The 23,262-nt window shown below is 73.9% G+C and carries 20 protein-coding genes; 9 read left to right on the top strand and 11 right to left on the bottom strand.

From position 1 onward, the window contains the following. Nucleotides 1-63: 63 nt before the first annotated feature. From M8C11_RS27285 to M8C11_RS27295, 3 genes are all read right to left on the bottom strand, one after another. Entirely contained in the window at nucleotides 64-1,092 is a 1,029-nt protein-coding gene (locus M8C11_RS27285; protein ID WP_030273929.1) for a 6-phosphofructokinase, read from the bottom strand. 178 nt (nucleotides 1,093-1,270) lie between these two features. Then, the gene (locus tag M8C11_RS27290) at nucleotides 1,271-1,774 is read right to left on the bottom strand and encodes a pyridoxamine 5'-phosphate oxidase family protein (RefSeq protein ID WP_121683682.1); all 504 of its coding nucleotides are present in this window, start codon (nucleotides 1,772-1,774) and stop codon (nucleotides 1,271-1,273) included. A gap of 58 nt (nucleotides 1,775-1,832) precedes the next feature. Then, nucleotides 1,833-2,336 carry a polyadenylate-specific 3'-exoribonuclease AS gene (locus M8C11_RS27295; protein ID WP_120568783.1) on the bottom strand — a complete coding sequence of 168 codons (504 nt, stop codon included), beginning with the start codon at nucleotides 2,334-2,336 and terminating at the stop codon, nucleotides 1,833-1,835. Between the two features lie 247 nt (nucleotides 2,337-2,583). Between M8C11_RS27295 and M8C11_RS27300 the strand changes: the two genes are divergently transcribed. Beyond that, the gene (locus M8C11_RS27300) at nucleotides 2,584-3,276 is read left to right on the top strand and encodes a Crp/Fnr family transcriptional regulator (RefSeq protein ID WP_013287664.1); all 693 of its coding nucleotides are present in this window, start codon (nucleotides 2,584-2,586) and stop codon (nucleotides 3,274-3,276) included. Between the two features lie 78 nt (nucleotides 3,277-3,354). Here the strand turns inward: M8C11_RS27300 and M8C11_RS27305 are convergent, their stop codons facing one another. After that, nucleotides 3,355-3,597, bottom strand: coding sequence for a hypothetical protein (locus M8C11_RS27305; protein ID WP_120568782.1), 243 nt, complete (start codon nucleotides 3,595-3,597; stop codon nucleotides 3,355-3,357). Between the two features lie 139 nt (nucleotides 3,598-3,736). Between M8C11_RS27305 and M8C11_RS27310 the strand changes: the two genes are divergently transcribed. Then, nucleotides 3,737-7,204, top strand: coding sequence for an AAA family ATPase (locus tag M8C11_RS27310; RefSeq protein ID WP_252454254.1), 3,468 nt, complete (start codon nucleotides 3,737-3,739; stop codon nucleotides 7,202-7,204). Nucleotides 7,205-7,207: 3 nt separating this feature from the next. Here the strand turns inward: M8C11_RS27310 and M8C11_RS27315 are convergent, their stop codons facing one another. Further along, entirely contained in the window at nucleotides 7,208-7,903 is a 696-nt protein-coding gene (locus M8C11_RS27315) for a 1-acyl-sn-glycerol-3-phosphate acyltransferase (RefSeq protein WP_252454224.1), read from the bottom strand. 187 nt (nucleotides 7,904-8,090) lie between these two features. Here M8C11_RS27315 and M8C11_RS27320 point away from each other — a divergent pair, with 187 nt between their 5' ends. After that, nucleotides 8,091-8,930, top strand: a complete 840-nt coding sequence (locus M8C11_RS27320; protein WP_252454226.1) for a DUF308 domain-containing protein — start codon at nucleotides 8,091-8,093, stop codon at nucleotides 8,928-8,930. Between the two features lie 173 nt (nucleotides 8,931-9,103). Further along, nucleotides 9,104-10,522, top strand: coding sequence for a trehalose-6-phosphate synthase (locus M8C11_RS27325; RefSeq protein WP_121683686.1), 1,419 nt, complete (start codon nucleotides 9,104-9,106; stop codon nucleotides 10,520-10,522). A 15-nt stretch (nucleotides 10,523-10,537) separates the two neighbouring features. On the opposite strand, the gene M8C11_RS27330 is transcribed toward M8C11_RS27325, so the two are convergent. The 6 genes from M8C11_RS27330 to M8C11_RS27355 all read right to left on the bottom strand — a co-directional run bounded on the left by M8C11_RS27330 (nucleotide 10,538) and on the right by M8C11_RS27355 (nucleotide 16,056). Next, nucleotides 10,538-11,362, bottom strand: a complete 825-nt coding sequence (locus M8C11_RS27330) for an alpha/beta hydrolase (RefSeq protein WP_252454228.1) — start codon at nucleotides 11,360-11,362, stop codon at nucleotides 10,538-10,540. A 55-nt stretch (nucleotides 11,363-11,417) separates the two neighbouring features. Then, the gene (locus M8C11_RS27335) at nucleotides 11,418-12,824 is read right to left on the bottom strand and encodes an NAD(P)/FAD-dependent oxidoreductase (RefSeq protein WP_252454230.1); all 1,407 of its coding nucleotides are present in this window, start codon (nucleotides 12,822-12,824) and stop codon (nucleotides 11,418-11,420) included. Between the two features lie 380 nt (nucleotides 12,825-13,204). Then, nucleotides 13,205-13,903, bottom strand: a complete 699-nt coding sequence (locus tag M8C11_RS27340; protein WP_252454232.1) for an endonuclease/exonuclease/phosphatase family protein — start codon at nucleotides 13,901-13,903, stop codon at nucleotides 13,205-13,207. A gap of 1 nt (nucleotide 13,904) precedes the next feature. Next, the gene (locus tag M8C11_RS27345) at nucleotides 13,905-14,852 is read right to left on the bottom strand and encodes an ROK family glucokinase (RefSeq protein WP_026267860.1); all 948 of its coding nucleotides are present in this window, start codon (nucleotides 14,850-14,852) and stop codon (nucleotides 13,905-13,907) included. Nucleotides 14,853-14,925: 73 nt separating this feature from the next. Next, complete coding sequence (locus M8C11_RS27350) at nucleotides 14,926-15,561, bottom strand: hypothetical protein (RefSeq protein WP_252454234.1); 636 nt, start codon at nucleotides 15,559-15,561, stop codon at nucleotides 14,926-14,928. A 21-nt stretch (nucleotides 15,562-15,582) separates the two neighbouring features. After that, nucleotides 15,583-16,056 carry an SRPBCC family protein gene (locus tag M8C11_RS27355; protein WP_121683506.1) on the bottom strand — a complete coding sequence of 158 codons (474 nt, stop codon included), beginning with the start codon at nucleotides 16,054-16,056 and terminating at the stop codon, nucleotides 15,583-15,585. 168 nt (nucleotides 16,057-16,224) lie between these two features. Here M8C11_RS27355 and M8C11_RS27360 point away from each other — a divergent pair, with 168 nt between their 5' ends. The 5 genes from M8C11_RS27360 to M8C11_RS27380 all read left to right on the top strand — a co-directional run bounded on the left by M8C11_RS27360 (nucleotide 16,225) and on the right by M8C11_RS27380 (nucleotide 23,183). After that, nucleotides 16,225-18,027, top strand: a complete 1,803-nt coding sequence (locus M8C11_RS27360) for a long-chain fatty acid--CoA ligase (RefSeq protein WP_252454236.1) — start codon at nucleotides 16,225-16,227, stop codon at nucleotides 18,025-18,027. Between the two features lie 14 nt (nucleotides 18,028-18,041). Then, nucleotides 18,042-19,736, top strand: coding sequence for a GAF domain-containing sensor histidine kinase (locus M8C11_RS27365; protein WP_121683507.1), 1,695 nt, complete (start codon nucleotides 18,042-18,044; stop codon nucleotides 19,734-19,736). 7 nt (nucleotides 19,737-19,743) lie between these two features. Then, nucleotides 19,744-20,412: a response regulator transcription factor gene (locus M8C11_RS27370; protein ID WP_013287678.1), complete on the top strand. Its 669-nt coding sequence runs from the start codon at nucleotides 19,744-19,746 to the stop codon at nucleotides 20,410-20,412. A 205-nt stretch (nucleotides 20,413-20,617) separates the two neighbouring features. Continuing rightward, nucleotides 20,618-21,430: an SAM-dependent methyltransferase gene (locus M8C11_RS27375; RefSeq protein WP_120568771.1), complete on the top strand. Its 813-nt coding sequence runs from the start codon at nucleotides 20,618-20,620 to the stop codon at nucleotides 21,428-21,430. Between the two features lie 76 nt (nucleotides 21,431-21,506). Then, the gene (locus M8C11_RS27380) at nucleotides 21,507-23,183 is read left to right on the top strand and encodes a bifunctional diguanylate cyclase/phosphodiesterase (protein ID WP_252454255.1); all 1,677 of its coding nucleotides are present in this window, start codon (nucleotides 21,507-21,509) and stop codon (nucleotides 23,181-23,183) included. Nucleotides 23,184-23,262 lie beyond the last annotated feature (79 nt).

Genomic DNA, 23,262 nt, shown 5'->3' on the forward strand with positions numbered 1-23,262 from the left:
CCGTCGACCCGCACTCCTGTGGAGCGGGCCGCCCCCCCCCCCCCCACGCCCGTGCGCCGTCGATCAGCTGCCGAAGAAGACCTCGGCCTCGGCGTACCGCTCCAGCGGCACGGTCTTCAGCTCCCGGGTGGCGTCGGCGAGCGGGACGCGGACGATGTCCGTGCTCTGCATCGCGACCATCTTGCCCCAGTCGCCCTCGTGCGCGGCGTCGATCGCGTGGAGGCCGAGCCGGGTGGCCAGCACCCGGTCGAACGCGGTCGGGGTGCCACCGCGCTGGATGTGGCCGAGCACCACGGTGCGGGCCTCCTTGCCGGTCTTCGCCTCCAGCTGCTCGGCCAGCCACTGGCCGATGCCGCCGAGACGGACGTGACCGAACGCGTCCAGCTCCTGGTTGTGCAGGACCATCTGGCCGTCCAGCGGCTGGGCGCCCTCGGCGACCACGACGATCGGGGCGTACTGGTGCTGGAAGCGCTTCTCGACGTAGCCGGCGACCTGCTCGACGTCGAACTGCCGCTCCGGCAGCAGGATCACGTTGGCGCCGCCGGCGAGGCCGGCGTGCAGGGCGATCCAGCCGGCGTGCCGGCCCATGACCTCGACCACGAGCGTGCGGTGGTGGCTCTCCGCGGTGGTGTGCAGCCGGTCGATCGCCTCCATGGCGATGTTGACGGCGGTGTCGAAGCCGAACGTGTAGTCGGTCGCACCGAGGTCGTTGTCGATCGTCTTCGGCACACCGATGACGTTCACGCCCAGCTCGTGCAGCTTGGTGGCGACGCCGAGGGTGTCCTCGCCGCCGATGGCGATCAGCGCGTCCACGCCCTGGGCCGCGAGGTTGTCCTTGATCCGCTCCACGCCGTTCTCGATCTTGAACGGGTTGGTGCGGGACGAGCCGAGGATGGTGCCGCCGCGGGGCAGGATGCCGCGCACCTCGGCGATGCCGAGCGGCTTGGTCAGGCCCTCGAGCGGGCCCTTCCAGCCGTCCCGGAAGCCCACGAACTCGTGACCGTAGGTGGCGACGCCCTTGCGGACCACCGCCCGAATCACCGCGTTGAGACCTGGGCAGTCGCCGCCGCCGGTGAGCACGCCGATACGCATGATCTGCTCATCCTCCTGGAGCATCAGGTGAAGCCCGGATAAGCCCCAGGATATGTGTCAGATCAGACCATCGGCGCCGTTGCCGGCCCGGGGCGGGCCGTCACTGCGCACTGTAGTCGGCGCAGGTGTACGCCGACACCGCACCCCGGGCCGTTCCGGACGGCGGACGGGCTACCCGTCAGTAGCTGACCTCGTGGTTCTCCCCCGCCTTCGGCGGCTTGCCGGTCACCGCCGCCTTGGCGAAGCCGAGCAGGTTGACCACGGTGCTGCCGGGCGAGTCCCAGTACTCCGCCGACCCGGCGTGCACCTTGATCAACGTGATCCCCGGCGTGTCCAGCCCGTCGGGGAACCACACCTTCAGCACCGGGCTCCACAGCTCCTTCGCCCGCTCGGGGTCCCACTCCTCGGTGGCGGTGCCGGCGACCGACACCCAGGCGTGGTGCCGCTGGTCGGAGAAACCGACGTTCACCTGCGGGTTCACCCGGATCTGTCGCACCTTCGCCGAGTCGGCGTACGCGAAGAACCACAGGTCGCCGTCGAACTCCGCCTCCTGCAACCCCATCGGGCGGCTCACCAGACGCCCGTCCACGCCGGTGGTGGTGAGCAGGCAGATCCGGGCGTCCCGGATCAGCTCGGTGACCCGGCGGCGGGCGTCCGCGGCGCTGGTCGGCTCATGGCTCATGGGGCACTCCTGTCTCGGATCGGCGTAGATGCCGGTCCCGTGCCCTGGGCGGAACCGGTCAAACCTCCCGCGCCGTCATCGCCCGCCACCGCGCCAGGTTGTGCCGGGCGTCGACGAGCGCGTCGTGCCGGTCGGCCTCGGCGTCCGGCAGCCGGGGGCGGCCCCGGTCGTCCCAGAGCTGGCGCAGCTCCTTGGTGAAGCGGGGGATCTCCCGGGGCAGCGCCGGCATCGCGCCCCAGAGCTGGGCCAGCACGACGTGGTCGTACGCGGCGTACCAGGCCCACAGCTCCAGCTGCTCGCCCGGCCGGTCCCGCACCGGCTCCATCAGGAACTCGTGCAGGTCGTCGCGGATGCGCTCCCGGGAGCGCCAGGCCCGGTCGGCCGGCGAGGGGAGCTTGTCCAGCACGTTGCGCCGCACCCAGGGCACCGCCCGGGAGTCGTCGAACTCGGTGGAGACCGCGTAGAACTCGCGGCCGTACTCGTCGACGACGCCGATCGACACCAGGTCGACGATGCGGCCGTCCTCGATGAATTCGCAGTCGTAGAAATAGCGGTAAACCATCGCACTCATCCTCGCCCATCACCGGCACGGGCCGGTCGCCGGGGCGTCCGCCGAGGTCGGCGGCCGTCCCGGCGACGGCCGGGCATGGTCACGGAAGTGTTTCCGGGGGTGTACAGCACGCGACGGGACCGTCATGATCTGATGTGTACCGCCGTCGGGCGCCGAACCGGTTGAGCTGCCTCGTACCGGGACTGACAGCTTCACCCGGTGTGCGAGTCGTGACTTCTGACCGGGGAGGGGTTGAGCCGTGGAGTCTCGCCTGCCGGAGCCGGGTGACGCGCTCACGGGTGTGGAGATGTTCGCCGGGCTCGAGCCGGAGGTGCGGCAGCGTGTCATCGCCGCGGCCGTACCGCGCACGTACCGCAAGGGCCAGCTGCTCTTCGTCGAGAACGACCCCGGCGAGTCGCTGATCGTGCTGCGCCGCGGCGCGGTGGCGGTGTTCCGCACCGCACCGACCGGCGAACGCGCGGTGCTGTCGGTGATCCGACCCCCGGACGTGCTCGGCGAGGTGTCCCTGTTGGACGCCTCCACCCGCTCGGCGTCGGCCGAGGCGATCGAGGACTGCGCCGCGCTCGCGCTGTCCCGGCCCGCGTTCATGGAGCTGGTGCACTCCAACCCGCGCATCCTGGACGCGGTGATGCGCTCGCTGGGCCAGCTGATCCGCCGGCTCACCGAGCAGAACGCCGACCACGTCTTCCTCGACCTGCCCGGCCGGGTGGCCAAGACGCTGGTCCGGCTGGCCGGCGAGAGCCAGGCTCCGATGATCACGATCGAGTTGAACCAGAGCCAGCTCGCCGAGATGGCCGGCGGCTCCCGGCAGAGCGTCAACCAGGCCATCGGCTCGTTCGCCAGCCGCGGCTGGCTGCGGACCGAGGGGCGCCGCATCGTGGTCACCGACGTGGCCGCGCTGCGCCGCCGGGCCGGCATGAACGACCGCTGACACGACGACGGCGGGGGCCGGCGGTCGTCCCGCCGGCCCCCGCCGCGTTCGTCGTACGCCCGTTCGTCGCGCGCCCGGTCAGTCGTTCGTGGTGTCGGCGGGGGGCGCGCTCGGCCCCGGGCCGATCTTCGACGGGTCGGTCTTCTTCGGCGGGGTCGTCGTGGTGGTCGTGGTCTCGGTCGATCCGCTACCCGCGGGCTGCTCCACCATGCCTTTTTCCTCCAGTTCGGCGAGGGTGACAGCGTCCACGTCGACCGTGTCACCGACGGCCCACACCGTCCCCCGTGGATCGGTCCATGAGGCGGACAGCCGGACGTGCACGGCAAACTCCCTGTCGACGGGACTTCCTGCTAGGGGAGACTAGACCCGGCCGAACAGCCGTGACGTCCCGCCGACCCGTCGGGTACCCGACTGCGCGGCCGCGCGGGACACTGGGGACCTCACGCGTACGGAGCCGGACATCGACCTCACCTGTGGACACTGCGCCCGGACCGCCGGGCCGGACGACCGTTTCTGCGGTGGGTGCGGCCGTCCGCTGGCCGCGGCCTGCCCGTCCTGCGGCCACGCCAACGACACCGGCGCCAACTTCTGCACCAACTGCGGTCAGCCGCTGCGCGACCACGCGGTCACGGTGCAGGAGGACCGCCGCCAGGTGAGCGTGCTCTTCATCGACATCGTCGACTTCACGACATACGCCGAGCGGGCCGACCCGGAGCAGGCCCGCGGCCTGCAGCAGGCCTACTTCGCCACGGTGCGCCGGCTGGTGCACCAGTACGGCGGCGTGGTGGAGAAGTACATCGGCGACGCCGTCATGGCGTTGTTCGGCGCGCCGGTGGCCACCGACAACGACGCGCTGCGCTGCGTACGCGCCGGGCTGGAGCTGCAACGCAGCCTGGCCCGGCAGCCCGCCGGACCGCATCCGCCGCTCGGGTTCCGGGTCGGCATCGCCACCGGCGAGGCCCTGGTCGACCTGTCCGCGGCGCGCGACGGCGGCCAGGCGTTCGTCACCGGCGACGTGGTGAACACCGCCAGCCGCTTGCAGGGGCTCGCCCCGGTCGGCGGCGTGGTGGTCGACGAGAGCACCTGGGCGGCCACCCGGCGCGAGATGGAGTACGACGACCAGCCACCGGTGACGTTGCGCGGCCGGTCGTCGGTGAGCCGGATCTGGCTGGCCGTACGGGCGCGGCCCCGGCGCGACGGGCAGACCGCCGAGCTGACCCCGATGGTCGACCGGGACCACGAGCGGGGCCTGCTGGTCAGCGCGTTGCACCGCACGCTGACCGAGCGCACCTCGCAGCTGCTCACCGTCTTCGGCCCGGCCGGGGTGGGCAAGAGCCGGCTGCTGCGCGAGCTGGCCCGGCACGCCGCCAGCCTGCCCGGCACCCGGGTCACCTGGCTGACCGGCCAGTGCCCGCCGTTCGGCGAGAACGTCACCTACGCCGCGCTGGCCGACATCGTCCGGAGCTGGGCCGGGCTGACCGGCGCCGACGACCCGGCCACCATCCGGGACCGGCTGCGCGAGCGGCTGGGCCGCCTCGCCGACCCGCACGCGGTACGGCTGGCCGAGGCGCTGGGCCCGCTCGTCGGCGTCTCCGGCGAACGACTCACCTCGGCCGAGACCGAGGCGGCGTGGCGGCGCTTCCTGCTCACCTTGGCCGCGACCGGTCCCACTGTGCTCGTCTTCGAGGACATGCACTGGGCCGACGAGGCGATGCTGTCCTTCGTCGAGCAGCTCGGCGCGGCGGCCCGCAACGTGCCGCTGCTCGTCGTCGCGACCGCCCGGCCGGAGCTGCGCGAGCGGCACCCGGCCTGGACCGGCACGATCAGCGGGGCGATGTCCATCTCGGTGCCGCCGATGCACGACGGGGACATCGACACCCTCTACTCGCTGCTGCTCGGCCAGGCCACGCTGCCGCAGGACGCACGGGCGCCGCTGATCGAGTTCGCCGACGGCAACCCGCTCTACGCCCAGGAGTACGCGCGGATGCTGCTCGACGGCGGGCTGGCCGAGCGGACCGCCGCGCTCGCGCTCGCCGACCCGGTCGGGGGCGCCGGGATGCCGCGTACCGTGCAGGCGGTCATCGCCAACCGGCTGGACCTGCTCGACCCGGCCGACCGCGCGGTGCTCCAGGCCGCCTCGGTGGTCGGCGTGCAGTTCTGGGCGGCGCCGGTGGCGCTGGCGCTCGGCCGCCCGACGGAGTGGGTCGAACGGGCGCTGCACCACCTCCAGCGCCGTGACCTCGTCTACGAGCTGCCCGTCTCGACCATGCCCGGTCAGGCGGAGTACCGGTTCCGGCACGTGCTGGTCCGGGACGTCTGCTACCAGCGGCTGCCCCGGGCCGAGCGGGTCGCCCGGCACCAGCGCACCGCCGACTGGCTGGAGCAACTCGCCGACGGCCGGCTGCACGACCTGGCCGAGGTGCTGGCCAACCATCGCTGGGCGGCGCACGAGATCGCCCGTACGGTCGGGCTGGACCAGGCCCCGCACGCCTCCGCGACCCGGTCCGCGCTGCACCGGGCCGCGCGCCGGGCGTACGACCTGCACGCGCTGGAGACGGCGGCCACGCTGGTGGAGCGCGCGTTGAGCGTGGAGTGCGGCCCGGATCCGGCGCTTGAACTGTTCCAGGCCGAGCTGGCGTTCTACCGGGACCGGGACGGCTTCCTCGACGGCGGCGGGACGGCGCTGCTCACCACGCTGGCCGGCCGGCTGGCCGACGCCGGCGACCGCCCCGGCGCGGCGAAGGCGTGGCGGCTGCTGGCCACGGCGGCCTTCGCGCGGGCCGACCGCTCGGAGCTGATGCGCTGCCTGGACCGGGCGATCGGGCTGCACGCCACGCTGCCGGACAGCGAGGACAAGGTGGGCGTGCTGCTGGAGCTGGCCCGGGCGCACATGCTGGACGCGGAGACCGAGCCGGCGTGCGTGGCCGCGCGTACCGCCGCCGAGCTGGCCGAGCGGCTGGGGCTGCGCGAGGCGCGGGCGAACGCGCGCATCACGCTCGCGGTGGTCCGGTACCAGGCCGGCGCCGAGGAGGCGTACGCCGAGCTGGCCGAGGTGACCGAGGAGTGCCGGGTGGAGCGGCTGACCAGCCGCCGCCGCGCGGTGCACAACCTGGCCTGGGTGCTCCAGGAGGAGGGCGACCTGACCGGCTCGGCCCGCCTGGTCGACGAGCAGCGCTCGCTGGACCTGGCCGGCGAGCACGCCCTGACGGTGAGCTTCAGCGACCAGTGGGCCCGGTCGTACTACAGCGGGGACTGGACGGCGGCGCTGCGGATGGCCGAGGGGTCGACCCGGCGCCCGACCGACGAGTGGGACCTGCACATCGTCGCGGTGTCCGGGTGGATCCGGGCGCTCGGCGACGGGCCGGCCGGTCCGGGCGCCGGTGAGGACCTGGTGGACCAGGCGCTCGTCGCGGCCCGGCGCAGCGGCTTCCAGCGCGTGCTGCGCTCCACGCTGGCGCACGCCGCGCTCTGCCGTGCGGTGCAGGGCCGCCGGGACGAGGCGGTGGCGCTGCTGACCGAGCTGGACGAGGACTGGCGGCAGACCACGATGATCCCGTTCGCCGAGTGGGTGCCGGCTGTCGGTCACGTCGCGGCGCTGCTCGGCGGCGACGCCGCGATCCTGGTGCGCGACCTGCTGGCCCACGCGCCGCGGGTGACCCGCTGGGCGCGGGAGGCCGGGCGGTCGGCCGAGGCGGCGCTGGCCCGGGGCGACGGGGACGCCGCGCGGGCGGGCCGGCTGCTCACCGCCGCGGCCGAGGGGTACGCGGAGATGACCGACGTCACCGACCAGATGATCGCGTCCGCGCTGGCGGTCGGGCCGCTGACCGAGGCGGACCCGCCGGCCGCCGTGGCGACGCTGGCCCGGGTACGCGCGTTCGCCGGGCGGCACGCCGCCGGTGGGCTGCTGCGGATCGCCGGGGCGGGTTGAGGGTCAGGCGGGGAGCGGCTGCCGTGCCGCGACGCTCTTGGCCTTCTGGGCGTACGTGTCGACGTACTCGCGGCCGGACAGCTCCATCAGCTCGTACATGATCTCGTCGGTGACGGCCCGCTCGACGAACCGGTCGCCGGCCATCCCGGCGTAGCGGGAGAAGTCGAGCGGCGGCCCGAATCGGATCCGCACCCGGCCGAGGTTCGGGACGATCTGGCCGGTGGGCTGGATCGCGTCGGAGTTGAGCATGGCCATTGGGACGACCGGGGCGCCGCTCTCCAGCGCCAGCCGCGCCACGCCGGTCTTGCCCCGGTAGAGCCGGCCGTCCGGCGACCGGGTGCCCTCGGGGTAGATCCCGGCGATGCCACCGGCGCGCAGCACCGCGAGCTGGGTGTCGAGGGCGGCCCGGGCGGCCCGCCCGCCGGAGCGGTCGACCGGGATCGTGCCGGAGCCGACGAAGAACATCTTGGTGAGCCGGCCCTTGAGTCCCTTACCGGTGAAGTATTCGGCTTTCGCGATGAAGGTGACTTTTCGCTTGACGATCAGCGGCGTGAAGATCGAATCCGAGAAGGAGAGGTGGTTGCTGGCCAGGATCACCGGGCCGGTCTCCGGAACGTGCTCCAGTCCTTCGACCTGCGGGCGGAAGATCAACCTCAGCAGTGGGCCCAGAACGACGTACTTCAGCAGCCAGTACAGCACCGGCGTCCTTCCCGTGTCGGCGGCGGCGGACGGGTCGCCGCGTGGCCCCGCAGACGCCGGCGGCGCCCTCGGGAGTCCGGGAAGAGGGTACGAACGACGAGCGGCACGCCACAACGCACTCCCGGAACCGGGTGCCGACGTGTCACGATTCAGGGCACGGGCAGGGAACGGCGAAGGGGGTGTCCGCGTGTCAGGGGGCGGGCCCCGTCGGGGACGACGGGACAACGGGCTCGACGCGGCCGAGTACGCGGTCGCGGGCGACGTCGATCCACGCGTCGGCGAGCACCTGCTCGACGTGCTCGCCGCCGGTGGCATCGCGGCCTACCTCCAGCCCTCGGCCGACCTGAACCCGGTGACCCGCACCACCACCGTCCCGGCCCGCCCGGTCGACCGGCTCTACGTCGACAGGTCGCACCTGACCACCGCCCGCGACTACCTGACCCAGCTCGCCGACGAGGGCGCGGGCGACCCGCCGCGCGCCGACGAGCCGGACATCGAGGCCGAGTGGGCGAAGATCGTGGCCGGCTTCCACACCACGCCGAGCGCCGGCAGCCACCCCTGGCCCGCCGCGGAGGACGTGGACGACCCGCCCGCGCCGGGCACCGGCGCCGGCGGCCGGGCCGAGGAGCCCGCCGGCCCGACCGCCACCGATGTGCGCCGGCTGCCGTACGCCGCCGACATCTCCGGCGTCTCGCTGAGCCGGGACCGGCACGACGAGCCCTCGCTGCTCGACGGTCTGGACACGTTCGGCGCTAACCTGCCGGACGAGGCGTCGGACGAGGAGCACTACACCCCGCCCCCGCCGCCCCCGCTGCCCCGCTTCTCCAAGTACGCGGTGCTCGGCGTGACCTGCATCGTGCTCGGCTTCCTGCTGTTCCTGTCCCCCACCGTGGTGACGCTGGTCGACCCGTCGGTGGTCACGCTGCTCGGCTTCACCGGCATCCTGGCCGGCTTCGTGATGCTGATCTGGCGGCTGCGCCCGGGCGACCGGGACGACCACGACCCGGACGACGGCGCCGTCGTCTGACGCCGCATCCCCGGCGCCGCCCGGATGGCGGGACGCCGCCCGCCCTGGGCGAGGGCGTAACAAACGTGTAACTTACAGTCAGTAGGAATAGGCTGAACGTCACGTCCCGCACCGGCTGTCCGGCTTGCGTCTCCTTCCGGGTCGCCGGTCCCCTGCTGAGCGGATTGCCCGAGATGCGACAGAGCCCCCTCGTGGTGGTGGCCAACCGCCTCCCCATCGACGACAGCGTGGCGCCCGACGGCGCCTTCGAGTGGCGCCGCAGCCCTGGCGGCCTGGTGAGCGCCCTGCACCCGCTGCTGCGGCACACACCCGCGACCTGGGTGGGCTGGGCCGGCGGCACCGGTCCCGCGCCCGAGCTGCCGGACGTGGACGGCGTCCGGATGCACACCGTGCCGCTGAGCGCCGAGGACTTCCGCGACCACTACGAGGGCTTCGCCAACGCCACCCTCTGGCCGCTCTACCACGACGCCGTCGAGCAGCCGGAGTACCACCGTCGCTGGTGGGAGGCGTACCAGCGGGTCAACCAGCGGTTCGCCGAGGCCGCGGCCCGGGTGGCCGAGCCGGGCGGCCTGGTCTGGGTGCAGGACTACCACCTCCAGCTGGTGCCGGGCCTGCTCCGCGAGCTGCGCCCGGACCTGCGGATCGGCTTCTTCCTGCACGTGCCGTTCCCGCCGCCGGAACTGTTCATGCAGTTGCCCCGCCGGGCCGAGCTGCTGCGCGGCATGCTCGGCGCCGACCTGGTCGGCTTCCAGCGGGCCCAGGCCGCGCACAACTTCGCCCAGCTCGCCACCAAGGTGCTCGGCCTGCCCGCCACCGACCGGCGGATCGGGGTGGACGGCCGGGTGGTGCGCATCGGGGCCTTCCCGGTCGCCATCGACACCGCCGAGATGTCCGCGCTCGCCGCCCGTCCCGAGGTCGCCGACCGGGCGCGCCGGCTGCGGCAGGATCTCGGCCGCCCCGAGCAGGTGATCCTCAGCGTCGACCGGATGGACTACACCAAGGGCATCGAGCAGCGCCTCAAGGCGTACCGGGAGCTGCTCGCCAACGGCGACATCAAGGTCCGCGACACGGTGCTGGTCCAGGTGGCGGTGCCCAGCCGTGACCGGGTGGCGCAGTACCAGATCCTGCGCGACCGGGTGGAGCACCAGGTCGGCCGGATCAACGGCGAGTTCGGCCGGGTCGGCGAGCCGGCGATCCACTACCTCACCCAGCCGTTCGACCGCGCCGAACTGGTGGCGCTCTACCGGGTCGCGGACGTGATGGCGGTGACGCCGCTGCGCGACGGCATGAACCTGGTCGCGAAGGAGTACGTGGCGGCCCGGGTCGACGGCACCGGCGCGCTGCTGCTGAGCGAGTTCGCCGGCGCCGCCTCCGAACTGGAGCAGGCGTACCTGGTCAACCCGCACGACCTCGACGGCCTCAAGCAGGGATTGCTGGCCGCGCTGCGCGCCGGCCCGGAGGACGTCGCGGGCCGGATGCGCGCGATGCGCGAGCACCTGGCCCACAACGACATCCACGCCTGGGCGGCGTCCTACCTCAGCGCGCTGGAGGAGAGCGGGACGCTGGTCGGCCGCCGCCCCGCCCCCCGCTGACCGGCGCCCCGGCGCTCACCCGGCGGCGGGCGCCGGGTCCTTGTCCAGCCAGTCCAGGATCGCGTCGATCGGTTCGCGCCAGCGGGCGTCGAGCATCAGGTCGTGCCCCATGCCGGGGAACAGCAGCGGCGCCGAGGCGTACCCGCGGGCGGCCCTGGTCAGCGCCGTGGCCGGCAGCACCCGGTCGTCCGGGCTGCCGAGCACCAGCACCGGTGGGCGGCCCACCGCCGGCTCCGGCGACCGGCCGGTCAGCAGCTGCCACTGCGCCCGCCGCCCGGCCCGGCCCAGCCGGGCCAGGTGCCGCCGCGCGTCGGCGTCCGGCAGCTCCCGGCTGAACAACTGCCGCCGGTTGAGCCGCAGCCCGGCGCCGAAGACCGCCGGCACCGTGCCGACCGGGTTGCGCCGCAACGCCGTCCCGAACGTCCCCCAGCCGCCGAGCACCGGCGCCACCAGCACCGCGGCCCGCGCCGGGTAGCGGGCCATCGCATGCGCCACGACCCGGGCGCCGGCACCGTGCCCCACCAGCACCGCCTGCCGCGGCAGGCTCGCCGCCACCTGCGTCACGTCATGGGTGTACGACCGCAGCGTCGCCTCCGGCGCCGGCTCACTGCCGCCGTGCCCGCGCAGGCTCAGCGCGTACGCCGGGAAGCCGCGACCGGCGGCGTGCCCCAGCCAGTGCTCGGCGAACGCCCACGCGCCGTGCCCGAACCCGGGCACGAACAGCAGCGGCGGCTTCGCCTCCTCCCGCTCCGGTACGGCGGCGAGCACCTCGCGGCGGGCGGCCCGCTCGGGCCGGGCCCACTCCCAGGACCGGACCACCCGCACCCGCTCGGCCGTCACCGTGCCTGCCCTTCGTTCGCGACTGCGGGACTCCGCTGCGCTGCGTTCCTCGCGCTCACCTGCTGCCCTCCAGCTCGTGCAGCGCCCGCTGGAGCGCCCGCAGGTAGTCGGCGTGTCCGACCTCGAACCAGTGCCGGGTGCTGTCCTTGACCTTCGCCGAGTAGCGCTCGCCGAGGCCGGCCCGCACCCTGCGGTCGAACGCGGCGGCCCGCTCCGGGCGGGTGGCGCGCAGCGTGAGCAGCCGGGCGAACAGCACGCTCTGCCAGTGCGAGATCGGGAAGATGCCGGAGTCCGGCTGCACCAGGCCGACCACGGCGAGCGTGGGATGACCGGCGGTGAACGCGTTGAGCCACAGCCGGGGCCGCCCGGAGCCGTCCTCGTCGCCGAGCACCCGGCCCTTGAGGAACTCGAAGCGCGGCAGGTAGCCGGTGGCGAAGACGACCAGCTCCGGGTCGATGCGCCGGCCGTCGGTCAGCTCCACCGCGCGGTCGTCGAACCGGGCCACGTCCGGCACCGGGGTGATCTCGCCGTGGCCGACGTAGTAGACGAGCTGGCTGTTGGCGATCGGGTGCGTCTCGTAGACGCGGTGGTCCGGCTTCGGCATGCCGAACCGGGTCAGGTCGCCGACGGTCAGGCGCAGCGTCCAGTGGTAGAGCCACTGCCGTACGCGCAACGGCACCCGCAGCGCCAGCAGCGTGTCGTTCACCTGGTCGGCGGGGCGGCCGAGGACGTACTTCGGGGCGTACCAGTAGCCGCGGCGGGTCGAGTGCCAGCAGTGCGACGCCTGCTGGGCCGCCTCGACAGCGATGTCGCAGCCGGTGTTGCCGGCGCCGACCACGAGCACCCGCTTGCCGCGCAACTGTGCCGGGTCCTTGTAGGACGAGGCGTGCATGACCTCGCCGCGGAACTCCTCCAGCCCCTCGTAGCGGGGCAGCTTCGGCGACCAGTTGTGGCCGTTGGCGAGCACCACCGCGGCGTACCGGGAGGTGCGCTCGGGGCCGTAGCCGCCGGTGCTGCGCGTGGTCACGTCCCAGCGGTCCCCCTCGACCGGTTCGACGCGGACCACCTCGGTGCCGAACCAGACGTGCTGGCGCAGGTCGAAGTGGTCGGCGTACCGCTCGAAGTAGGACAGCAGCTGACTGTGGTGCGGGTAGTCCGGCCAGTCGTCCGGCATCGGGAAGTCGGGGAACTGGGTGAACGGCCGGGACGAGATCAGGTGGGTGCTGCCGTACACCGGGCTGCGGTCGTGCCGCCAGTTCCAGGCGCCGCCGACGCCGGTCTCCCGCTCGTAGCAGTCGACGCCGAAGCCGGCCTCGCGCAGGTTCTTCACGGCGGTCAGGCCGCTGGCGCCGGCGCCGATGACGCAGACCGTGTCGCCCCGGTCGGAGACCGGGCGGTCGTCGCGGATCGGGACGTCCGTCCGGTCCGGATCGGGGCGGCCGGGGTCGGTGGAGGAGGACACCGCGAATTCTCCTTTGTGCGGCACGCGTGCCGGGTCGGAGCGAAATCCTGCCGAGAATGCCCGCCGTTGTCCAGCCACCGGATCCGGCACCGCCCACCCGCCCGGTCCCCCTGGCACCGCGTCACCACCGGGCCGGTGACCGAGCGTGAGTGGACCGGCAACGCCGGAGGCGTACCCTCGGGTGCCCTTTGCTCTGCCGCCACGGACGCAGCACCGCCGCGAGCTGCGCCGATGTCTCGCGGCCGCCCGGCCGGAACGCGGCCCGCCGGTCACGGCGGGTAGCTGGTGCGGATATGGCGGCAGAGCAAAGGCGGCGAAGCGGTTGGCCCGCCGGCCGCTGGGACCTGACCGTGCGTCACCGGCCCGGCGGGCCGCGCCGGTCAGGCGGTGGGCAGCAGCAGGTCGACCAGGACCGGGAAGTGGTCGCTGGCCCGGCGGGCCGCCGGCGTGTCCACCACGTCGTAGTCGACCACCGTGATCCGGGGGTCGACGAACAGCGCGTCGATACGGCGGCGCGGGTCGGCGCAGGAGAACGTGAGCCGGTCGGCCCGGTCGGCGGCGAGCGCCGTGTCGGTGAGCCCCTCGGCGAGCGTCTGCCAGGCCGGCCCGTCCGGGCCCTCGTTGATGTCCGCGCCGGCCACCACGGGCAGCGTGGACGCGGCCAGCTCCCGCTTGAACGCCGCCGCCTGGGCCGGACGCTCGGCCGGGTCGGTGGACAGGTGCGAGCCGGCCAGCAGCACGTCGACGCCGCCGACGCGGCACCGCGCGTACGCGGCACCGCGCATGTGCCGTCCCGGCGTCAGCGGGTACCGCTGGCACCTGGTGTCGACGACGCGCAGCCGCAGGCTGGTCAGCAGCACGTTGCCCAGCGACGGCAGGCCACCGGCCGCCACCACCATGCCGAACGACTCGGCCAGCGCGGCGGTCTTCTGCCGCCACCGGAACCGGCGCGGTCCCTCCTGGACGATCACCACGTCCGGGGCCGCCGTCCGGACCACCTCCGCCAGCGCGGCGGTGTCGTCGCGCTGGCTGTGGATGTTGTACGACAGGACCCGCAGCGGCACACCCGTATCCGTCATGTCAGATCCGCCGGGCCAGGTCGGCGGCGCCGATCACGCCGGCGGTGTTGCCCAGCTCGGCCGGGCGTACCTCCGCGACGGGCAGGCGGCTGCGCTGGGCCAGCGCGTCGGCGAACGACCGCCGGGTCGGGCCGAGCAGCAGGTCACCGGCGTCGATCACGCCGCCGCCGACCACCAGCACCTGCGGGTCGAGGATCTGCGCCATGTCGGCGAGGCTCGTGCCGAGCCAGCGGCCGACCTGGGCGAACGCCTCGGTGGAGACCGGGTCGCCGCCCTTGGCCGCGGCGGTCACCATCGGGCCGGTGATGGTCTCGGCCTCGCCCCCGGCCAGCTCCAGCAACGCGGTGGCCCGGTGCGGCTCCTGCCGGGCGGCGGCGCGGGCGAAGCGGACCAGGGCGCTGCCGCTGGCGTACTGCTCGATGCAGCCCAGCCGGCCGCAGCCGCACTGGTGGCCGTCCGGCACGGTGAGCATGTGGCCCAGCTCGGCGGCGATGCCGTTGGCGCCGCGGACCAGGCCACCGCCGAGCACGATGCCACCGCCGACACCGGTGCCGATGGTGAACATGACCATCGAGTCGTCGGCGTCGCGGGCCGCCCCGTAGCGGAACTCCGCCCAGGCGGCCACGTTCCCGTCGTTCTCCACGATCACCGGCAGGCCGGTGGCGTCGCCGACGTACGTGCGCAGCGGCTCGTCCCGCCAGGCCAGGTTCGGGGCGAACAGCACGGTGGAGCGGGAGGCGTCGATCCAGCCGGCCGCGCCGATGCCGACCGCCTCGACGGCGTGGCCGGCGGCCAGTTCGGTGACCACCTCGATGATGACGTCGCGGGTCTTGGCCACGTCGTCGGCGGGGGTGTCCCGTCGCGTCTGCACGAGTACCGTGCCGGCGTCGTCCACGACACCGCCGGCCACCTTCGTGCCACCGACGTCGACTCCGATGGTCAGCGTCACCGCTGCCACTCCCCTCTGCTGTGCTGCCCGGGGACCGGCCGAACCGGCCGTACGGTCCCGGGATGTCCGGTGGTCAGGCTCCGTCGCCTGGTGCGTCCGCGCCCACCTCTCCGGACGCCCGCGAGGCGGGCACCACGGGACGGCCGGCCGGTGGCCGGCTCGTCGCCGGCTCCGGCGGCCCGGCGGCGTCGGCGGCGGCACCCGAGTCGGCCGCGCCCTCCCCCCGGGTGGCGGCGGCCCACACGTCCTGCTCGGGTGCCGGCTGAGAATCATGCCCGGTACGGGTCGCCTCGCGCCACACGTGGTCCCCGGATCCGTCCGGCGCGGCGGCGGCGCCGTCGGCGGGGCGCTCCGGCTCGGCCGGGGTGAAGGCGCGCAGCAGGCTGGCCACCCCGGCCGCCAGGTCCCCGGCGCCGGTGGCGAGCCGCTCGGCGAATTCCGGACTCGGATCTCGCAACGCGGCGATACCGCGACAGACGGGGCAGACACAGCATTCCGGCGAGCCGGTGGCGAAACCGGCGGGCGCGGGCGTCTCCGGAGCAGGGCCGCCGCCCGGCGGGGTGTGACCGAGGACACCGGAGAGGATCCCACCGAGCGGACCCAGGGCACCGGAGCCCGGTGCGGCGGCGGCCATCTTCGCGCCGGCGAGCAGGGTGGCGACGAGGCGCTCGGCCTCTTCCCGGGCCGAACCCGGATCAGTGGTGCCCATGGTTCGGCTCCTCCAGCTTGACTACCGGGACGGTCGGGTCTCCTGCGCCGCACCGGGTGCTTCTACCCGGCGCTTGAGCTGCTTCAACGCCGCATCCATGATCATTTTCTCGGCCTTGCGGCGGAACATGCCGAGCATCGCCACGGACAGCTCCACCTCGAGGGTGTAGGTCACCGTGGTCGTCCCGTCCGGGTTGCCCGCCAGGTCGTACGACCCGCGCTGGGAGCGCTGCATCTTCGACGGGGCGACCAGGTGCCACTCGATCCGGGAGATGTCCTCGGCGTACTCGTAGGCCAGCACGTACTCGTCGGCCATCACGCCCGCGTCGAGCGTGAACCGGACCTGGCTGGCGTAGCCGTCCTCGTACTCCTCGATCACCTCGGCCCGGCGTACCGCCTCGGCCCACTCGGGATAACTCGGGAAGTCGCAGATGACGGCCGCCACCCGGTCCGGTGACGCGCCGATGATGATCGACTGGGTGGAGGAGTCCGCCATGGGGGGAGGCTACCCGGCCGCCTACCGGCCGGTCCCGCTCCACCCGCCGGACGGCGTCCCACCAGCCGGGCGGGCAACCTCCCTGGTCGACCCCCGGGGGTGTGCGGGTAGGTTTCGACAGAGCCGACCAGGCCGGCCACCCCGCCGGTAGAGCACGAGGGAGTGCAGGTGCGCGAGTTCTCCGTCCCGCCGATCGTCACCGTCGGCGACGCGGCCAACCTGACCGACCCGGTCTGGGAAAACGCCGAGGTCGCCCCGGACACCGTGCAGTTCGTCCGCCCCGGCGCGGGGACGGGCGCGCGCGAGGAGGTCACCTGCCGCCAGTTCCGCGACGAGGTGGTGGCGGTGGCGCAGGGCCTGATCGCCGCGGGCGTCTCCCCCGGTGACCGGGTCGGCCTGATGAGCCGCACCCGCTACGAGTGGACGCTGCTCGACTACGCGATCTGGGCCGCCGGCGCGGTGACCGTGCCGATCTACGAGACCTCCAGCGCCGAGCAGGCCGCCTGGATCCTCGGCGACTCCGGCGCCGTCGCCGTCGTGGTGGAGAGCACCGCGCACGCCACCCTGGTCGCCGGCGTCCGCGACCGGCTGCCCGAGCTGCGCGAGGTCTGGCAGATCGAGCTGGGCGCGGTCGACGACCTGGTCGCCGCCGGCGCGTCGGTGGACCGGGCCGAGGTGGAGACCCGCCGCTCGCTGTCGAAGGCCGACGACGTCGCCACGATCATCTACACCAGCGGCACCACCGGCCGGCCCAAGGGCTGCGTGCTGACCCACCGCAACATCTACTCCGACATCGCCAACGCGGTGCCGGTGCTGCCGAACCTGTTCCGCCAGGGCGCCTCCACCCTGCTGTTCCTGCCGCTCGCGCACGCCTTCGCCCGGCTCATCCAGGTCGGCGTGGTGCACGCCCGGGCCACCATGGCCCACTGCGCGGACACCAAGGACCTGGTCGCCGAGCTCCAGGACTTCAAGCCGACGTTCGTGCTCTCCGTACCCCGGGTCTTCGAGAAGGTCTACAACGGCGCGCGGCAGAAGGCCGAGGCCGAGGGGAAGGGCAGAATCTTCGACCGCGCGGAGAAGGTCGCCATCGCGTGGAGCGAGGCCCAGGAGCTGCCCGGCGGCCCGGGCCTGGGGCTGCGCGCGCAGCACGCCCTCTTCGACAAGCTGGTCTACCGCAAGCTGCGGGCGGCGATGGGCGGCCGGTGCCGCGACGCCATCTCCGGCGGCGCGCCGCTGGGCGCGCGGCTCGGGCACTTCTTCCGCGGCGTCGGGGTGACCATCTGCGAGGGGTACGGCCTCACCGAGACCTCGCCGGCCGCCGCCGCCAACCTGCCCACCGGCACCCGGATCGGCACCGTCGGCCGCCCGCTGCCCGGCGTCACCATCCGGATCGACGACGACGGCGAGGTCCTGATCGCCGGCGACATCGTCTTCCAGGGGTACTGGCACAACGACGCGGCCACCGCCGAGGCGATCACCACCGACGGCTGGTTCCGCACCGGCGACCTCGGGCAGCTCGACGAGGACGGCTATCTGAGCATCACCGGCCGGAAGAAGGAGATCATCGTGACCGCCGGCGGCAAGAACGTCGCCCCGGCGGTGCTGGAGGACCAGGTACGCGCGCACCCGCTGATCAGCCAGTGCGTGGTGGTCGGCGACCGGCAGCCGTTCATCGCCGCGCTGGTCACCATCGACGAGGAGGCGCTGCCGAAGTGGCTGGCCGGGCAGGGGCGCCCGGAGACCACGAGCATCGCCGAGCTGCGCGAGGACGCGGCGCTGCGCGCCGAGGTGCAGTCCGCGATCGACCAGGCCAACCAGGCGGTCTCCAAGGCCGAGGCGATCAAGGTGTTCCGGATCCTGCCGCAGGACTTCACCGAGACCACCGGCGAGCTGACCCCGTCGCTGAAGGTGAAGCGTCAGGTCGTGCACAAGACGTACGCCTCGGAGATCGCCGAGATCTACCGGGGCTGACTACCATCCGTCACGTGCCCGCCTCCACATCCCGCCAGCCGTCGACGCAGCCGCTCGCGGCGGCGGCCCGCGCGGTCCTCCTCGCGCTGGTCGCCGCCCTGACCCTGTTCGCCACCCGCGACGCCACCCAGCTCTGGTGGATCGCGCTGCTGGGCGCCGCCGGCCTGCCCGCCGTGCTCGCCCCCCAGCACCGGCTGCTCGCCCCGATCAGCCGCTTCGCCGAGGTGCTGGTGCTCGGGCTGGCCGCCAGCCAGGTCGCCGCCGACACCCATCTGTCCGGCGTGACCGGCGGGCTGGGCGCCTCGGCGGTGCTGCCGTACCTCGCCGTGCCGGTCACCGTGACCGCGCTGAGCCGCCGGTTCCGTGAGGGCGCCGCGCTGCTCGCCGTGGCGGCGGCGACGCTGCTGGCCAGCGCCGCGTTCACGCAGGTCGACGGCGGGCCGCAGCTCGGCCAGGTCGGCTACCTCGCGGTCTGCGCCCAGTGGCTGATCCTGGCCGGTCTCGGCCTCTACACCGCGGGCACGCTCCAGCGCGTCATGCGGGTGCGCGGCGAGGGCAAACCCCAGCCGTACGCCGAGGCGACCCGCCTGCTCACCCAGCTCCGTACGGTCGCCCGGCAGCTGCCCGGCGCCACCCTGGACCCGGGCGGCATCTCCGAGCACCTGCTGGAGGAGCTGCGGGTGGTGGCCAAGACCGACCGGGGCGCGGTGCTGTCCGCCAGCGGCGGCGGCCGGCTCGTGGTGCTCGCGCAGATCGGCGCGGACCGGGTCGACTGGGAGACCACGCTCGACGCCGACTCGGCCATCGCCGACGCCTGGGCCACCCAGCAGCCGACCGTCTCGGCCCGCTCGCAGGCCCGGTCCCGGCACTCCGGCGAGGTCTCGGCGCTGATCGTCCCGCTGGTGGCGGGCGTGCGCACGGTCGGCCTGGTGGTGATCGAGGCGGACACCGCCGCCGCGTACCCGCCGCCGGTGGTGTCCCGGGTGACGGCGCTGACCGGCCCGGCGGCGCTGCGGCTGGAGGCCGCGCTCCTCTTCGACGAGGTGCGCTCGCTGGCGACGAACGAGGAGCGACAGCGGCTGGCCCGGGAGATCCACGACGGGGTCGCCCAGGAACTGGTCATGGTCGGGTACGGCATCGACAACGCGCTGGCCACCGTGCACGAGGACGCGGACGAGACCGCCGACTCGCTGCGCACGCTGCGCCAGGAGGTCACCCGGGTGATCACCGAGCTGCGGCTGAGCCTGTTCGAGCTGCGCAGCGAGGTGGACCGGCACGGTGGCCTGGCCGCCGCCATCGCCGAGTACGCCCGCACCGTGGGCGCCTCCGGCGGCCTGCGGGTGCACCTGTCGCTGGACGAGTCCACCGCCCGGCTGCCGGCCGCCACCGAGGCCGAGTTGCTGCGCATCGCGCAGGAGGCGGTGACCAACGCGCGCAAGCACGCCGGCGCGTCGAACCTGTGGGTCACGTGCGAGGTGGATCCCCCGTACACCCGAATCGAAGTGTCGGATGACGGTCACGGCATCGGTGACCAGCGCCCGGACGGGCACTATGGCCTTGCGATCATGGCCGAGAGGGCGGAACGTATCCGAGGCCGGTTGGAGATCAGGCCGCGACAGCCGAGTGGGACGACTGTGGCGGTGGTGCTCGGTTCGTCGCCCCGGCGCGATAAGGTGCGCGGCAGCGCCGCAGCAGCAGAAGGGGAGTAACCCGAGGATGACCAGCAGTCCGACACCGGCCACCCGTACCAAGGTTCTCCTGGTCGACGATCACGACCTCATCCGCAAGGGGCTGCGTCACGCGTTCGAGCGCGACCGTCAGTTCGAGGTCGTGGGCGAGGCGGCCACCGCGGCGGAGGGCGTGCGTCAGGCCGGCGCGCTCCAGCCCGACGTGGTGATCATGGACCTCCGCCTGCCCGACGGCAGCGGCCTGGAGGCCACCCGCGCCCTGCGCAAGTCCAGCGCGTCCATGGGCATCGTCGTGCTGACCATGTACGCCGGCGACGACCAGCTCTTCGGCGCCCTGGAGGCGGGCGCGAGCGCGTTCGTGCCGAAGACCGCCCCGGCCGACGAGGTGGTGGCCGCCGCCCGGCACGCCGCCTCCTCCCCCAGCGCGTTCACCGCGGCCGACCTGGCCGAGGCGATGAAGCGCCGGCTGGCGCCGTCCGGCCCGCAGCTGTCCCCCCGTGAGGGCCAGGTGCTGCGGCTGCTCGCCGACGGCATGAGCGTGGCGGGCATCGCCAAGCAGCTGTTCGTCAGCGAGTCGACCGCCAAGACCCACATCTCGAAGCTCTACGAGAAGCTCGGCGCGGCCAACCGGGCGCAGGCCCTGATGACCGCGCTGCGGCTGGGGCTGCTGGAGGCCCCGGACGCCCCGAAGTTCTGACAGGCGCACCGCCGGAAGAGGCCCCGTCCGTCACGGACGCGGGCCTCTCGGCGTTCCCGTCCACGGGGTGGTCGCGTACGGTGACCGGCCGGACGCACAGCGACGACGGTCTTTGCACCGCGACGGCGGAGGGGCAGAATACCCGGGTGATCCGCGCGGCGGTGACGACCGCGTGTCGCCGACACCCGAGGGGCAGGGGCAGGACATGCAGCGGCCGGACTGGGCACCCGAGACGATCGACATCGAGCGCCCCAGCGTCGCCCGCATGTACGACTACTACCTCGGCGGCTCGCACAACTTCGCGGCCGACCGGGCGGCCGCCCGCGCGATGGTCGAGGCGGTGCCGGAGGCCCCGCTGATGGCGCAGGCCAACCGCGCGTTCCTGCGCCGGGCGGTGCAGTACCTCGCCCAGGCCGGCGTCCGCCAGTTCCTGGACATCGGCTCCGGCATCCCGACGGTCGGCAACGTGCACGAGATCGCCCAGCGGATCGATCCGGAGTCGCGGGTGGTCTACGTCGACGTGGACCCGGTGGCGGTGGCGCACAGCCAGGAGATCCTGGCCGGCAACGCGCACGCCACGGTGCTCCAGGAGGACCTGCGCAACCCGGAGGCGATCCTGGCCCACCCGGAGGTCACCCGGCTGCTGGACTTCTCCCGGCCGGTCGCCGTGATGATCGTGGCGGTGCTGCACTTCGTCCCGGACGCCGACCGCCCCGAGGAGATCCTCCGGACGCTGCGCGGGGCGCTGGCGCCCGGCAGCCACCTGGTGCTCTCCCAGGCCAGCGAGGAGGGCCGCGACGGCACCGGCGAGCGGGCCGAGGCGGAACGGGTCTACCGGCGTACCGACAGCCAGCTCTGGATCCGCAGCCGGGCCGAGCTGACCGCGCTGTTCGACGGCTTCGAGCTGGTCGACCCGGGTGTGGTGTGGGTGCCGCAGTGGCGGCCGGACTCCCCCGACCAGGCGGAGAACGCCGAACGGGCCGTCTTCATGGGCGGGGTCGGGCGGCTCGGTGGGTGACGACGCTGCCCGCTGCCGGCCCGGCGTGTTCGCCCGGGCCTGGGCCAAGGCGGTGTCCGGCACCAGCTACCTGCCGATGACGCAGTCGCAGCTGGAGGAGATGCTGCAACGGCTCACCGACCGGCTGGCCCAGGCGCTGCGCGCCGAGCCGTTCGACCTGCGGATCGGCCAGCAGGTCGGCGCGGAGCTGGTGCAGGCGCACATCGCGTCCGCGGAAGGGCTGGGCCGCACCGTCGAGGTGATCCAGCTGCGCCTGGTCCGCGACCTCGACCTGGTCGTCGACGACGTCGAGGACCGGATGGCGCGGCTGCTCGCCACCGTCGCCACCGGGTACGCCCGCGCCCTGCGCGACCGCACGCTCGACGAGCAGGAGTCCATCCGCCGGGCCGCCATGATGGCCCGTGCGCAGGCCGAACGGGCGCTGCGCGACAGCGAGGCCCGGTTCCGGCACCAGGCCACCCACGACCCGCTCACCGGCCTGCCGAACCGCACGCTGTTCACCGAACGGCTGACCGCCGCGATCACCGCGCCGGGCCGGGGCGCCGACCGCGTCGGCGTGTGCTTCCTCGACCTGGACCGGTTCAAGGTGGTCAACGACTCCCTGGGCCACCAGGTCGGCGACTCGCTCCTGGTGACGGTGGCCCAGCGCCTGCACCGGGCGCTCGGCGAGCACCTGGTGGCGCGGCTCGGCGGCGACGAGTTCGTGATCCTGGTCGAGCGCACCGCCGGCACCGACGACGCGGTGAAGGTCGCCGAGGCGGCGCTCGCCGCGGTACGCGAGCCGGCGCTCGTCGACGGCCACGAGCTGACCGTGTCCGCGAGCATCGGCATCGTGGAGCGCCCGGTCGCGGGCACCTCGCCGATGGACCTGATGCGCGCGGCCGACAGCACGCTGCACTGGGCCAAGGCCGCCGGCGGGGCCCGCTGGTCGCTGTTCGACGCCGACCGCAACCGCCGCGACCTGGCCCGGTACGCGCTGTCCGCGGCGATCCCCGCCGCGCTGGACCGGGGCGAGTTCTACCTCGACTACCAGCCGCTGACGTCGTTGCGCGACGGGCGGGTGCTCGGCATGGAGGCGCTGGTGCGCTGGCGTCACCCGGAGCTGGGTGTGCTGCGGCCGGACAGCTTCATCCCGCTGGCCGAGGAGACCGGGCTGATCGTCCGGCTGGGCAGCTGGGTGCTGGCCGAGGCGTGCCGCGAGGCGGGCACCTGGCCCGGCGCGGACGGCGACGCGCCGTTCGTCAGCGTCAACCTCGCCGTCCGGCAGTTGCACCGCACCGACCTGGTGACCGAGGTACGCGGCGTGCTCGGGCACACCGGCCTGCCGCCGCACCGGCTGCAACTGGAGATCACCGAGAGCACCATGATGAGCACAGTGGTCGAGCCGGTGCGCGCCCTGCGGGTGCTCGGCGACCTCGGTGTCCGGGTCGCCATCGACGACTTCGGCACCGGCTACTGCAACCTCGCGTACCTGCGGGATCTGCCGGTCGACGAGCTGAAGGTGGCGGGCGAGTTCGTGACCGGCCTGCGCGCGCCGGGCAGCGGCACCGACGAGCGGATCCTCGCCTCGCTGGTGTCGCTGGCGCACGCGCTGGGCCTCACCGTCACCGCCGAGGGCGTGGAGACGGCCGACCAGGCGGACCGGCTGCGCGCGATCGGCTGCGACGCCGGGCAGGGCTGGCACTTCGGCCGTCCCGGCCCGGCCGCGCCGCACCTGGGCCGGGTGCCCGCCCACGTCGACGCGGCCTCCTGACCCGGCCTTCCGAGCCTGGCCGGTCCGCCGCCTCCTGACCCGGCCGGCGCGCGGCCTTTTGAGCCTTGCCGGCCTGTGG

Origin of the sequence: Micromonospora sp. CPM1 (genome assembly GCF_023896895.1) — a bacterium.
In the GTDB taxonomy this organism is placed as follows: Bacteria; Actinomycetota; Actinomycetes; order Mycobacteriales; family Micromonosporaceae; genus Micromonospora; species Micromonospora tulbaghiae.